We start from the raw sequence: 13,372 nt of genomic DNA, 5'->3' as shown, positions 1-13,372 counted from the left end.
TACCCTGCGTCGATGAAACGGTTTTCCTTCCTGCTGTTGCTGCTGTCGTTGTGTTCGGCATCGAGCGTGGTCCATGCGCAGTCCCCACGCTTGAACCGCTGCACCGACGCGCAGGGACAGAGCGTGTATACCGACCGTCCCTGCGACAGCGTTGGCGCCCAATCGCGACTACCACCGCCCGCGCCCACAGGCAGCACCCTACCGCGCGACACCCTGGGTGCGCGCTGCCCACGGCGCCTGAGCGAGCTGGTGGAGGCACTGCGCACCGGTATCGTCAGCCACGATGTGAACCGGCTGTCCTCGCTGTACCTGTGGGGTGCGGTCTCCGATGCGGGCGCGCAGCGCATCCTCGGTCAACTCGAATCGCTGGCACGACGGCCGCTGGTGGACGTGGTGCCGGTGTATCCGTCACAGGGGCTGGCGTCCTCGCAGGAGGAGGGTCAGAGCCCTGCGGCGCAGGGATCCGACCCTGAGCCGCCAGCGGCACGGCATCCGGTCGGCCTGCGCCTGGAGCAGACCTTGCCCGGCAGCGTGTCGCGCGCTTCGACCGTGCTGGGGTTGCGCCGGCAATACGGGTGTTTCTGGATCACGTTGTGATCGGGAGGGGTCGGATCTCGGCCATGGGGTCAGAGCCCTGCTGCGCAGGGATCTGACCCCGCGTGCGCGGCGTTACCCTGGCCACAACCCGCGAATCGCAGCGATGCCCTGCCCGCCATGCCGGCGCGCTTCGGCGATGTGGCCAGCGGCCATGCCGCCCAACGCGTAGATCGGCAGCGACACCTGCGCGCGCAGTGCGGCGAAGGCCTCCCAGCCCAGCGGCGCCGCTTCGGGATGGCTGGCCGTGGCCTGCACCGGGCCGAGCACCGCGAAGTCGCAGCCCAGCCGCTGCGCTGCCTGCAGCTGCTCCAGATCGTGGCAGGACGCGGCGACCAGCTGCCCTTCCGGCAAGGGCCGTTCCTGCAGGGCCAGCAATTGCTCGCTGCCCAGGTGCACGCCCACGCCCAGTGCGCGTGCCAACGCGATATCACGGTTCAGCAGCCACTGCACGCCGCGGCGATGCGCGCGCACGGCCTGTTCGATCATGGCCTGCCGCTGCGGATGTTCCGGCGGCAGGCGCAGCTGGATGCGCTGCTGGCCGGCCGCCACTGCCTGCTGCAGCCGGTCATGCCAGTGCTGCACGCTGCCGGCATCGTCGGCCGGCGCCGGCGTGATCAGGTAGCGGTCCGGTTGGCGCAGTGCGGCCACCACCGGCAGGTCGGCCGGCGGCATCGAATAGCGGCCCAGCTTGTCCTGCGCCACCCAGGTAATCGCCTGGCCTTCGCGCCCGCGCGGTGTGCCCTTCCAGCTGCGCACGTGGCGCACTTCCAGGGTCAGGTGCTTGTCTGGATAACGCTGCGGCACGTCCATCAGCCAGGGCCCGACATCGGCCTCGATGCCCAGCTCTTCGCGCAGTTCACGCACCCGCGCCTGTTCGGAGGTCTCGCCGGATTCGCGCTTGCCGCCGGGGAACTCCCACAGGCCGGCCATGTCGCGGTTCTCGGTACGGCGGTTGAGCAGCACGCGGCCACGGGCGTCGGTGATGACGGCGGCCACGACGTGGATCGATCGGGTGGGGGAAGGCATGGGGGAAGCATGCCCAGAACAGGGCGGGCCACGCAATCTCGGATCCGGCCGGATCAGCCCCGCGAAACAGCCGCCATGAAAGAAAAGCCCCGCTTGCGCGGGGCCTTTCGGGGTCAGCTCAGCTGGCCGTGGCAGTGCTTGTACTTCTTGCCACTGCCGCACGGGCACGGATCGTTGCGGCCGATCTTCGGCTCGTCGCGCTGCAGCGTGGCCACGCCCTGCTGGGCGGCTTCGACCTGCGCGGCTTCCTCGTCGGCGCTGTAGCCGCCCGCATCCTGGTGCTGGAACTGCGACTGGCTCAGGCGCGCCTGCACCTGCTGGCGCTCGGCCGCTTCCAGGGCCTGCACTTCCTCGTCGCTGCGGATACGCACGCGGGCCAGCAGGGTCACCACTTCGCGCTTGACGTTCTCCAGCATGTCCGAGAACAGCTCGAAGGCTTCCTTCTTGTATTCCTGCTTCGGCTGCTTCTGCGCGTAACCACGCAGGTAGATGCCCTGGCGCAGGTAATCCATGCGCGCCAGGTGCTCCTTCCAGCTCTGGTCCAGCACGGTCAGCATCACGTGCTTCTCCAGCGCGCGCATGGTCTCTTCGCCCAGGCCGGCTTCCTTCTCGGCGAAGTGCTGGTTGACGCGCTCCTGGACCTTGGTGGCGATGGCCTCTGCGTCCAGCTCTTCGTGTTCCTTGACCAGGTCGGTCAGCGACATCTGCAGGCCGAAGTCCGACTCCAGGGTCGCTTCCAGGCCGCGCAGGTCCCACTGCTCGTCGATCGAGTTCGGCGGCACGAAGCGCGCAACGATGTCGAAGATCACGTCGTCGCGGATGCCATCGACATTCGCCTTCACCGACTCGGCATCCAGCAGCTCGTCGCGCTGGGCGTAGATCACCTTGCGCTGGTCGTTGTTGACGTCGTCGAAGTCCAGCAGGTTCTTGCGGATGTCGAAGTTGTGGGCCTCGACCTTGCGCTGCGCCTTCTCGATCTGGCGGCTGACCAGGCGGTCCTCGATGACGTCGTCTTCCTTCATGCCCATCATGCGCATGGCCTTCTGCACCCAGTCGGAGGCGAAGATGCGCATCAGGTTGTCTTCCAGCGACAGGTAGAAGCGAGACGAACCCGGGTCACCCTGGCGGCCCGAGCGGCCACGCAGCTGGTTGTCGATACGGCGCGATTCATGGCGCTCGGTGCCGACGATGTGCAGGCCGCCCGCAGCCTTCACTGCATCGTGGCGCTTCTGCCATTCGGCCTTCACCGCCGCCTTCTGCTCGTCGGTCGCGCCCTCGCCCAGCTCGTGGATTTCCGCTTCCAGCGAACCGCCCAGCACGATGTCGGTACCGCGGCCGGCCATGTTGGTGGCGATGGTCACCGCGGCCGGACGACCGGCGTTGGCGACGATGGTCGCTTCGCGGTCATGCTGCTTGGCGTTCAGTACTTCGTGCTTCACACCGGCCTTGCGCAGGTGCTCGGACAGCATTTCCGAGGTTTCGATCGAGGTGGTACCCACCAGCACCGGCTGGCCGCGCTTGGCGCACTCTTCGATGTCGGCCAGCACCGCATTGAACTTGCCCTTGCGGTTGAGGAACACCTGGTCCGGGCTGTCCTTGCGGATGGTCGGGCGGTTGGTCGGGATCACCACCACTTCCAGGCCGTAGATGCTCTGGAATTCGAACGCTTCGGTATCGGCCGTACCGGTCATGCCGGACAGCTTCTTGTACATGCGGAACAGGTTCTGGAAGGTGATGCTCGCCAGCGTCTGGTTCTCGCGCTGGACCGGCACGCCTTCCTTCGCTTCCACCGCCTGGTGCAGGCCGTCGGACCAGCGGCGGCCGGCCAGGGTACGGCCGGTGAACTCGTCGACGATGACCACTTCGCCGTCGCGCACGATGTAGTCCACGTCACGCTGGTAGATCGCGTGCGCGCGCAGGGCGGCATTGAGGTGGTGGACAACGGTCAGGTTCTGCGCCGCGTACAGGCCTTCGGTCTCGCCGTCGAGGATGCCGGCGTCGACCAGCAGCTGCTCGGCGTGCTCCATGCCCGCTTCGGACAGATGCACCTGCTTGCCCTTCTCGTCCACCCAGAAATCGCCTTCGCCGTCTTCCGCTTCCTGCTTGACCAGGTGCGGCACGACGCGGTTGACACGGATGTACAGCTCCGGGGAATCATCGGCCGGGCCCGAGATGATCAGCGGGGTACGCGCTTCGTCGATCAGGATGGAGTCGACTTCGTCGACGATGGCGTAGTGCAGGCCGCGCTGGTAGCGGTCGGCCTTGGACAGCGCCATGTTGTCGCGCAGGTAGTCGAAACCGAATTCGTTGTTGGTGCCGTAGGTGATGTCGGCCGCGTAGGCTTCGCGCTTGTCGCTGTGCGGCATGCCCGGGTACACCACGCCCACGCTCAGGCCCAGCCAGTTGTACAGCTTGCCCATCTGCGCGGCGTCGCGGCGGGCCAGGTAGTCGTTCACGGTGACCACGTGCACGCCCTTGCCTTCCAGCGCGTTGAGGTACACCGGCAGGGTCGCCACCAGGGTCTTGCCTTCACCAGTGCGCATTTCTGCGATCTTGCCCAGGTGAAGCACCATGCCGCCGATCAGCTGCACGTCGTAGTGGCGCATGCCCAGCACGCGGCGACCGGCTTCGCGGCAGACCGCGAACGCTTCCGGCAGCACCTTGTCCAGGGCTTCACCGCCGGCGATGCGCTGCTTGAACTCCGGCGTCTTGGCCTGAAGCTGCTCGTCGGAAAGCTTCTCGATCTCCGGCTCCAGCGCATTGATCTTGGCGACGATGCGGTTGAGCTGGCGCAGCTGTCGTTCGTTACGACTGCCAAATACGCGGGTAAGCAGGCTGTTGATCATTGAAGGAACCGGGTTGGATGGACACGACGCCCGGCCTCCCCCTTGGGATCCGTCCGCCGCAAACGAAACAGGGCGCCTGGCGCCCTGTCGATGGCAACACCCATTGTAGCTTGGGACGGCCGCGAGGGGTTTCAACCCCGTGGGGTAGTGCCGGCCGCTGGCCGGCAACCTCGTTCGGGCCCCGCAAAGGAATTGCCGGCCAGCGGCCGGCACTACCAGATCAACCGCATCGGGTCAGAGCCCTTCCGCGGCGCGGAAGGGATCCGACCCGGGCATCAGCCGCGGCTGACCCGGCCGACCGGCGTGTTGCCGCCGTCGCCGAGGAACTTGCGCGGGTTGACCACGTTGCCGTTCTCCCACACCTCGAAGTGCACGTGGGCACCGGTCGAACGGCCGGTGGAACCGGCCTTGGCCACTTCCTGGCCGGCACGGACCAGGTCACCGGCCTTCACCACCAGGCGCGAATTGTGCGCGTAGCGGGTGACGTAGCCGTTACCGTGGTCGACATCGACCACGTTGCCGTAGCCGCCCTTCACGCCGGCGAAGCTGACCACGCCTTCGGCGACGGCCATCACCGGGTCACCGACCTTGGCGTGGAAGTCCATGCCCTTGTGGGTGGCGGCACCGCGGCCGAACGGGTCGGCACGGGTGCCGAAGCCGGAGGTCACGTAGCTGTTGCGGATCGGCATGCGCGAGGGCACGGCGTTCTGCTGCAGTTGGTGGTCGAACATCAGCGATTCCATCACCGACAACTGGCGGCCTGAAGCAGCAAAGCGCTGCTCCAGCACCTGTAAGTCGGCGTTGACGTCCTTGACCGGGATGTCACTGGTCGGGCCGCCTGCGTCGCCGTCACCGAGGCCGGGGGTCTCGTTGAAGTCGAACTCGCCGTCTTCCAGCTTGCCCATCTGGGTCAGCCGTTCGCCGAGGGCGTTGAGGCGGGTGGCCTGGGCCTGCAGCTCGCCGAGGCGGGCGGCCAGCGCGTTGACCTGGGTCTGCGCATCGCGCTTGACCTTGGCCAGCTCCGCATCCTGGCGGTCGACCTTGGCCTGCAGGCGCGAATCATTCAGCGCACTGGCGCCAATGCCGCCGGCAAGGCCGATAATGCAGCCTACCCCGAGCACGCTGCCCAGCAGGGCGCGGGGGCGGTCCTCGAAATAGAACCGCAAACGCGCGATGGGCGACGCCTTGGCCTGTCCTTCACGCGTTTTGATTACGATCTTTTTGAATGCCATCAGTGAGTTTTCATGTCTGAGCCGAAATCCAGCGTTCGCCCCGCGTCAGTGCCGAAACCGGCGCTGGATGCGGTGATGGCGGACAAAAGCGGGAACCCGCTGCGGCGTGCCTTGTGGCTCGACGCGCTGGACCGTCAGTTGCGCCCCCAGTTGCCGCCACCTCTGCGCAGCCGTTGCCGGCTGGCCAATGTGGACGGGGAACACCTCGTTTTTCTCGTCGAGTCCCCGGTCTGGCATGCCAAGTTGCGGCTTGCCGAAGCCCAGTTGCTCGACGCGGCCCGTTCCATCGGGCTGAAGGCCACCAGGGTGACCATCAAGACTGCGTCCACCACTCCCTCACGCTCCCCAGCGATCGACAACCGGAATGGCCCCCACGCAGTTTCAGCCGCCACGCACAAAGGGCTACGCGACGCCTTGGCTTGCCTGCAGGACATTCCCTCGAAGCCGAAGAAACGGTCCTGATGGCAACGGAGCATCCGGCTCCGCTCCCCGTCGCGCGTGTCACCACGGCGTGAAACATTTCGGGGGCCGGGTCGCATCCTAGCTGCCATCCGGGGGCCTGTCGTTAGATTGGAGTTAAAACTTCGTTAAATTCAGGCTTCCGATCCAACAGGTTCACAAAACCGTGACCTTGAACCGGCCTTGACGCCTTTCAAGCACGCTGAATGCGTCGCCGGCGCCGGAAACAACAACGCCGCCCTGGAAGGCGGCGTTTTTATCTTGAAATTCAACGATCTACGGAATCAGGCGTAGGCCGGGGTGGCATATTCCACCGGATCCGGGGTGGCCGGCGAGTCGAAGCTGACCCATTCCCAGGCGCTGGCGTCGGCCATCAGGGCCCGCACCAGCTTGTTGTTGAGCGCGTGACCGGACTTGAAGCCCTCGTAGGCGCCCAGCACCTGGCCACCGGCCAGGTAGAGGTCGCCGATGGCATCAAGGATCTTGTGGCGCACGAATTCGTCGGCGTAGCGCAGGCCGTCTTCGTTGAGCACGCGGAACTCGTCCAGCACGATGGCGTTGTCCATCGAACCGCCCAGGCCCAGGTTGCGCTCGCGCATGTATTCCAGGTCGCGCATGAAGCCGAAGGTGCGCGCGCGGGAAATTTCCTTGGTATAGGCCAGCGTCGAGAACTCGATCTCCTGGCGCGACTGCTTGGCCGGGATCATCGGGTGGTCGAACTGGATGGTGAAGCCCAGCTTGTAGCCTTCGTACGGGGTGAAGCGGGCCACCTTGTCGCCCTCGGTCACTTCCACGGTCTTCAGCACGCGGATGAAGCGCTTGGGCGCATCCTGTTCCACGATGCCTGCCGACTGCAGCAGGAACACGAACGGGCCGGCCGAACCGTCCATGATCGGCAGCTCGGCCGAGGACAGTTCAACGATGATGTTGTCCACACCCAGGCCGGCCAGCGCCGACATCAGGTGCTCGACGGTCTGGATCTTGGCGTCGTTGCAGGTCAGGCCGGTGCACAGGGTCACTTCGGTGACCAGTTCGGCCTTGGCCGGTACTTCCACGACCGGGTCCAGGTCCACGCGGCGGAACACGATGCCATGGTTGACCGGTGCCGGGCGCAGGGTCATGTAGACCTTGTCACCGCTGTGCAGGCCAACGCCGGTGGCGCGGATCGTGTTCTTGAGGGTGCGTTGCTGGATCATGGGGGATGGACCGGAAGTGACACATTAGATTAACACGCGCACTCCCCTACCCTGGCTGAAACGCCAGATGCAGCCACCGGCAGGACGCACCGGCACGCCGCGGGGACGCGCGTGAAGCAGGGCGGCCGGGCCCATCCTGGCCCGGCGCCCGCGTTTTCAGGACATGGTGACGCAACCCGGGGAGGACAACCCCGGGCCGCCCCGCTTAGTCCGCCTGGCGGCGCAGGAACGCCGGGATGTCCAGGTAATCGTTCGGCAGCTCCGCCGCCGCCGGGGCCGAAGCGGCCGGGGCCGACGGTGCGGAGGCCGCTGCGGTATCGCTGCTGGCGCGACGCAGGCCCAGGCCCATGCCGCCCACCGCCTTGGAGACGGCATCGCCGCCGTTGTCGAACTCGCCGAACTCCGGCTGGCCGGTGGTGGCGTTGCGGACCAGCTTGATCGGCGCACGCTCGCCCGGACGCTGGGTCTTGCTGGCCGAGACGCGGTTCAGGCCAGTGGCCACCACGGTCACGCGCACTTCGTCCTGCATGTCCGGGTCCAGCACGGTGCCGACCACCACGGTGGCGTCTTCGGAAGCGAAGCCATCGATGGTGCGGCCGATCTCGTCGAACTCGGCCATGGTGAAGTCGGCACCGGCGGTGATGTTGACCAGGATGCCGTTGGCGCCGGCCAGGTTCACATCATCCAGCAGCGGGTTCTGGATCGCCGATTCGGCAGCGGCCTGGGCGCGGTCATCGCCACGGGCGGTGCCGGTACCCATCATCGCCAGGCCCATTTCGGACATGACGGTGCGCACGTCGGCGAAGTCGACGTTGATCAGGCCCGGACGCACGATCAGGTCGGCGATGCCCTGCACGGCGCCCTGCAGCACGTCGTTGGCAGCGCGGAAGGCCTGGATCATGGTCGCGTTGCGACCCAGCACGGTGATCAGCTTCTCGTTCGGGATGGTGATCAGCGAGTCGCAGTGCTGGCTCAGTTCCTCGATGCCCTTCAGCGCCACCTGCATGCGGCGACGGCCTTCGAACGGGAACGGCTTGGTGACCACGGCCACGGTCAGGATGCCCATTTCCTTGGCCAGCTGTGCCACCACCGGCGCGGCGCCGGTGCCGGTGCCGCCGCCCATGCCGGCGGTGATGAACACCATGTCAGCGCCCTGCAGCGCGTCCATGATGCGCTCACGGTCTTCCAGCGCGGCCTGGCGGCCGACTTCCGGGTTCGCGCCTGCGCCCAGGCCCTTGGTCACGTTGGTACCCAGCTGCAGCTGCAGCTTGGCACCACAATTCTTGATGGCCTGCGAGTCGGTGTTGGCGGTGATGAATTCCACGCCATCCACCGCCGAGTTGACCATGTGCGCCACGGCATTGCCGCCGCCGCCGCCCACGCCAACCACCTTGATCACCGCATTGGGTGCCATCTTTTCGATCAGTTCAAAATGCGCCATGTCCGTGTCCTCGTTGTATCCGCTTTGGCTGGCATGGGCATTCGGGCGTCCTGCCGTCCTGCTGCATGCCGACGTTGCGGCTGTGTGGGTTGTGTGTTGCCGGTATTGCGTTGTGATGCGGGTACTGCGGGTGTTGCGCCCGGGCGAGGCCCGGGTTTACGGGTTCCGCGTCAGAACTCGCCGCGGAACCAGGTCTTGAGTTTCTTGAACATGCTTCCGGCGCGCCCGGTCGGCAGTGACGGCCGCCGCGGATGCTCGATCTGGCTGCCCATCAGCAGCAGGCCCACGCCAGTGGCGTGCACCGGATTGCCGACCACTTCGCCCAGGCCGGTGACGTGCTGCGGGATACCCACGCGCACCGGCATCTGCAGCATTTCCTCGGCCAGTTCGACCACGCCTTCCATCTTCGAAGCGCCGCCGGTCAACACCATGCCGGCGCGCACCAGTTCCTCGAAGCCGGAGCGGCGCAGTTCGGCCTGCACCATCTCGAAGATTTCCTCGTAGCGGCCCTGCACGGCCTGCGCCAGCGAGTGACGCGGCATGCGGCGCGGCGGGCGGTCGCCCACCGACGGCACCTGGATGCTCTCCTCGGCCGTGGCCAGCTGGGCCAGGGCGCAGGCATAGCGCACCTTGATCTGCTCGGCTTCCGGGGTCGGCGTGCGCAGCATGTGCGCGATGTCGTTGGTCACGTGGTCGCCGGCGATCGGCAGCGAGGCGGTGTGGCAGATCGCGCCCTGCACGAACACGGCGATATCGGTGGTGCCGGCACCCATGTCGACCAGCACCACGCCCAGCTCGCGCTCGTCGGCGGTCAGCACCGCCACGCTGGAGGCCAGCGAGGACAGCACCAGGTCGTCCACCTGCAGGCCGCAGCGCTGCACGCACTTGCTGATGTTGGCCGCGGCCGACTGCGCGCACACCACCAGGTGCGCATGCACTTCCAGGCGCACGCCGGTCATGCCGACCGGGTTGCGGATGCCTTCCTGCGAATCGTCCAGCACGTACTCGCGCGGGATCGCGTGCAGGATCTTCTGGTCGGCCGGGATCGCCACCGCCTTGGCCGCGTCGAGCACGCGATCCAGGTCGCCCCAGGTCACTTCACCGTCGCGGATCGGGACGATGCCCGGCGAGTTCTTGCACTGCACGTGGTTGCCGGAGATCGAGGCGTACACCGAGCGGATCTCGCAGCCGGCCATCAGCTCGGCTTCTTCCACCGCGCGCTGGATCGACTGCACGGTCGATTCGATGTCCACCACCACGCCACGCTTCAGCCCGCGCGATTCGTGCGAGCCGATGCCGATCACTTCGATCGGGTTGCCCGGCGAATACTCGCCCACCAGCGCCACCACCTTGGAGGTGCCGATGTCCAGGCCAACGATCAGCGATTTGTCACCCTTGCGATTCATGTCCTTTCCTGCGTGCTTCTGGCCGGGGTCGCCGGCGTTTTCGCCGGCGTGGCCGGGGTACCCCAGCTCAGCGTGAAACCATTGGTGTAACGGAGGTCGGCGCGCTCGATCGGCGCGTCCTGACGGTTGAGCTGCGGCAGTACCTTGACGAAGCGCTGCATGCGCGAGCGCGCGTCGTCACGGCCGACCACCACTTCGGTGCCGTTGCTCAGCACCAGCGACCAGCTGCCGCGTGCATCCATCGTCACCCGGCGCACATCGACGCCGGCCGGTGCGAACAATGCACGCGAGTCGCTGTACAGCTTCATCACTTCTTCGGTCTGGCTGTCCGGGCCATCCAGTTCGGGCAATGCCAGGTCGGACAGTTTCTTCGGCGTGGGGAACAGCTTGCCCTGCTCGGACACCAGGCGGTCGGTGCCCCAGCGTGCGAATGGCTTGTGCTCGACCAGGGTCACTTCCAGCACGTCCGGCCACTGCTTGCGGACCTGCGCGCTTTCCACCCACGGCAGCTTTTCCAGGGCGTCCTGCGCGTCCTGCAGCTTGACCGCGAAGAAACCGGCGCGCGCATACGGCAGCAGCACCTGCTGCAGCTGTTCGGCCGGCACCCGCTTGAACTCACCATGCACGCGCAGCTTCGCCAGCGGCCAGCGCTCGGCGCCGACCCAGCCATTGACCACGGCCACCACCGGCAGTGCAACCACCGACAGCGCCAACAGCCAGACGAAGATGCGCAGCACTGCGTTCATGCGTGCGAGGCCTCCAGGGTCTGTTCCAGCACGCGCCACACCAGTTCCTCGAAACCGATGCCGGCCTGGCGGGCCGCCTTGGGCACCAGCGAATGGCTGGTCATGCCCGGCGCGGTGTTCACTTCCAGCAGGAAGAAACGGCCGCTGGCACGATCACGCATCACGTCCACGCGGCCCCAGCCACGACAGCCAGCAGCGCGGAACGCGGCCAGCGCGATGCAGCGGATCTCTTCTTCGTCGTCACCGTCCAGGCCCGGGCACAGGTACTGGGTGTCCTCGGCGATGTACTTGGCGTTGTAGTCGTACCACTGGCCCTTGGGCACGATGCGGATCGACGGCAGTGCGACGTCGCCGAGGATGGCCACGGTCAGTTCGTCGCCGACCACCATCTGCTCCATCAGCAGCTGGCCGTCGTAGCGCGCGGCCAGGGCCACCGCTTCATCCAGGCCGGCGTCATCGGTGACCCGGCTGATGCCCACGCTGGAGCCTTCGTTGGCCGGCTTCACCACCACCGGCAGACCGAGTTCGGCGGCATTGGCGTGCACGTCTTCTGCAGTGACCTTGCGGTACTGCGGGGTCGGCAGGCCCAGCGACAACCACACCTGCTTGGTGCGGATCTTGTCCATGCTCAGCGCAGAACCCAGCACGTCAGAGCCGGTGTACGGAACGCCGAAGGCGTCCATCAGGCCCTGCACGATGCCGTCCTCACCGCCACCGTTGTGGCCGTGCAGGATGTTGAACACGCGGTCGATGCCACCGGCGGCGAGCGCCGTGGCCAGCGCCGGGATGCCATCCACCGCGAACGCATCGACGCCACGCGACTGCAGGGCTTCGAGCACGTTGCGGCCGGAGTCCAGCGACACCTCGCGTTCGCTGGAACTGCCGCCCAGCAGCACGGCGACGCGGCCGAACCCGGCCGGGTCGGTCACGCGCAGCGGCGGGAAGGTCAGCGTGCTCACGCCTGGCCCTCCCCCTTGAAACCTTCCACCGCGATATGGGTGGCCACGGCACCGATGTCGCCGGCGCCCATCATCAGCAGCAGGTCACCGTCCTGCAGCACGTCCGGCAGCACGCTGGCCAGCTCGGCGGCCTTGCCCACCACCACCGGCTCGCTGCGGCCGCGCGCACGGATGGCACGGGCCAGCGCGTGCGAGTCGGCGCCAGCAATCGGTTCTTCGCCGGCCGGGTAGACCTCGCTCAGCACCAGCGCATCAACGCTCGACAGCACCGCGGCGAACTTGTCGAACTGGTCGCGGGTACGGCTGTAGCGGTGCGGCTGGAAGGCCACCACCAGGCGCTTGTCAGCCCAGCCGCCACGGGCGGCGGCGAACACCGCCTCCAGCTCGCTCGGGTGATGGCCGTAGTCGTCGATGATGCGGACCTTGGCACCGCTGGCGGTGGTCACCTCGCCCAGATCGTTGAAGCGACGGCCGACACCGGCGAAGCCCTCCAGCGCGCGTGCGATCGCGTCCGGTGCCACGCCCAGCTGCCAGCCCACCGCAGCGGCGGCCAGCGCGTTGAGTACGTTGTGCTTGCCCGGCAGCGCCAGCACCACTTCCTGGCTGGTGCCCTGCGGCAGGCGCAGGGTGAAGCGCATGCGCGACCCTTCCTGCACCACGTTCTCGGCGCGCACGTCGGCCTGCGGGCTCATGCCGTAGCTCATCACGTGGCGCGGGGTCTTGGCAGCCAGTGCCGCCACTTCCGGATCGTCGATGCACAGCACCGCCAGGCCGTAGAACGGCAGGCGCTGCAGGAACTCGGCGAACGCCGCCTGCACGCGGGCGAAGTCGTTGCCGTAGTTCTCCAGATGATCCGCATCAATGTTCGTGATGATCGACATCAGCGGGTTCAGGCGCAGGAAGCTGCCATCGCTTTCATCGGCCTCGGCCACCAGCCACTGCCCGCCACCCAGCTTGGCGTTGGCACCGGCGGCCAGCAGCTGGCCGCCGATCACGAAGGTCGGGTCCAGGCCACCTTCGCTCAGCACCGCAGCGGTGAGGCTGGTGGTGGTGGTCTTGCCATGGGTACCAGCCACGGCGATGCCGCGGCGGAAGCGCATCAGTTCGGCCAGCATCGCCGCACGCGGCATGATCGGAATGCGCTGGCTGCGCGCTTCCATCAGTTCCGGGTTGTCTTCGCGGATGGCGCTGGAGACCACCACGCAGTCGGTGCCCAGCACGTTGGCCGCGGAGTGGCCGCGCATGATGCGCGCACCCAGGCTGGCCAGGCGGCGGGTCGCCACGTTGTCGGCGTTGTCCGAGCCGGACACTTCATAGCCCAGCGTCAGCATCACTTCGGCGATACCGCTCATGCCGGTGCCGCCGATGCCGACGAAATGCACGCGCGGGAACGCGCGCACCAGGTCGTTGGTGTCGTGCAGGCGACGGATCATGCGCGGCCTCGCGCAGGGCAGGCGCGGTGGC

Annotated in this window: 10 protein-coding genes and 1 pseudogene; 2 read left to right on the top strand and 9 right to left on the bottom strand. The window is 67.1% G+C overall.

Annotated features, from left to right (window positions below; all coding sequences use genetic code 11):
• Positions 1-12: 12 nt before the first annotated feature.
• Positions 13-597: a DUF4124 domain-containing protein gene (locus ACUZUJ_RS03335; RefSeq protein ID WP_049444804.1), complete on the top strand. Its 585-nt coding sequence runs from the start codon at positions 13-15 to the stop codon at positions 595-597.
• A gap of 72 nt (positions 598-669) precedes the next feature.
• On the opposite strand, the gene ACUZUJ_RS03330 is transcribed toward ACUZUJ_RS03335, so the two are convergent.
• The 3 genes from ACUZUJ_RS03330 to ACUZUJ_RS03320 all read right to left on the bottom strand — a co-directional run bounded on the left by ACUZUJ_RS03330 (position 670) and on the right by ACUZUJ_RS03320 (position 5,701).
• Complete coding sequence (locus ACUZUJ_RS03330; RefSeq protein WP_458220770.1) at positions 670-1,623, bottom strand: Nudix family hydrolase; 954 nt, start codon at positions 1,621-1,623, stop codon at positions 670-672.
• Between the two features lie 113 nt (positions 1,624-1,736).
• The gene (gene secA / locus ACUZUJ_RS03325) at positions 1,737-4,469 is read right to left on the bottom strand and encodes a preprotein translocase subunit SecA (RefSeq protein ID WP_458220769.1); all 2,733 of its coding nucleotides are present in this window, start codon (positions 4,467-4,469) and stop codon (positions 1,737-1,739) included.
• Positions 4,470-4,744: 275 nt separating this feature from the next.
• Positions 4,745-5,701 carry a M23 family metallopeptidase gene (locus tag ACUZUJ_RS03320; protein ID WP_164116059.1) on the bottom strand — a complete coding sequence of 319 codons (957 nt, stop codon included), beginning with the start codon at positions 5,699-5,701 and terminating at the stop codon, positions 4,745-4,747.
• Positions 5,702-5,713: 12 nt separating this feature from the next.
• Between ACUZUJ_RS03320 and ACUZUJ_RS03315 the strand changes: the two genes are divergently transcribed.
• The gene (locus ACUZUJ_RS03315) at positions 5,714-6,163 is read left to right on the top strand and encodes a DciA family protein (RefSeq protein WP_014035989.1); all 450 of its coding nucleotides are present in this window, start codon (positions 5,714-5,716) and stop codon (positions 6,161-6,163) included.
• A 281-nt stretch (positions 6,164-6,444) separates the two neighbouring features.
• Here the strand turns inward: ACUZUJ_RS03315 and lpxC are convergent, their stop codons facing one another.
• From lpxC to murC, 6 genes and pseudogenes are all read right to left on the bottom strand, one after another.
• Positions 6,445-7,356 (bottom strand): UDP-3-O-acyl-N-acetylglucosamine deacetylase, encoded by a 912-nt coding sequence (gene lpxC, locus ACUZUJ_RS03310; protein ID WP_008267619.1) that lies wholly within the window; start codon positions 7,354-7,356, stop codon positions 6,445-6,447.
• Positions 7,357-7,561: 205 nt separating this feature from the next.
• Positions 7,562-8,797, bottom strand: coding sequence for a cell division protein FtsZ (ftsZ, locus tag ACUZUJ_RS03305; protein WP_005415297.1), 1,236 nt, complete (start codon positions 8,795-8,797; stop codon positions 7,562-7,564).
• A gap of 170 nt (positions 8,798-8,967) precedes the next feature.
• Entirely contained in the window at positions 8,968-10,203 is a 1,236-nt protein-coding gene (ftsA, locus tag ACUZUJ_RS03300) for a cell division protein FtsA (RefSeq protein WP_005408083.1), read from the bottom strand.
• Positions 10,204-10,271: 68 nt separating this feature from the next.
• A pseudogene (locus tag ACUZUJ_RS03295) lies at positions 10,272-10,949 on the bottom strand (cell division protein FtsQ/DivIB); the annotation flags it as partial.
• Complete coding sequence (locus tag ACUZUJ_RS03290) at positions 10,946-11,908, bottom strand: D-alanine--D-alanine ligase (protein ID WP_049443147.1); 963 nt, start codon at positions 11,906-11,908, stop codon at positions 10,946-10,948. The gene ACUZUJ_RS03290 and the pseudogene ACUZUJ_RS03295, both read right to left, overlap by 4 nt.
• Positions 11,905-13,341, bottom strand: a complete 1,437-nt coding sequence (gene murC / locus ACUZUJ_RS03285) for a UDP-N-acetylmuramate--L-alanine ligase (RefSeq protein WP_014035986.1) — start codon at positions 13,339-13,341, stop codon at positions 11,905-11,907. The genes ACUZUJ_RS03290 and murC overlap by 4 nt, the downstream gene beginning before the upstream one ends.
• Positions 13,342-13,372 lie beyond the last annotated feature (31 nt).

This window comes from Stenotrophomonas sp. S4 (assembly GCF_054187805.2).
The sequence above is the reverse complement of the archived record's forward strand: the minus strand, read 5'-3'. Positions and strand labels throughout refer to the sequence as shown.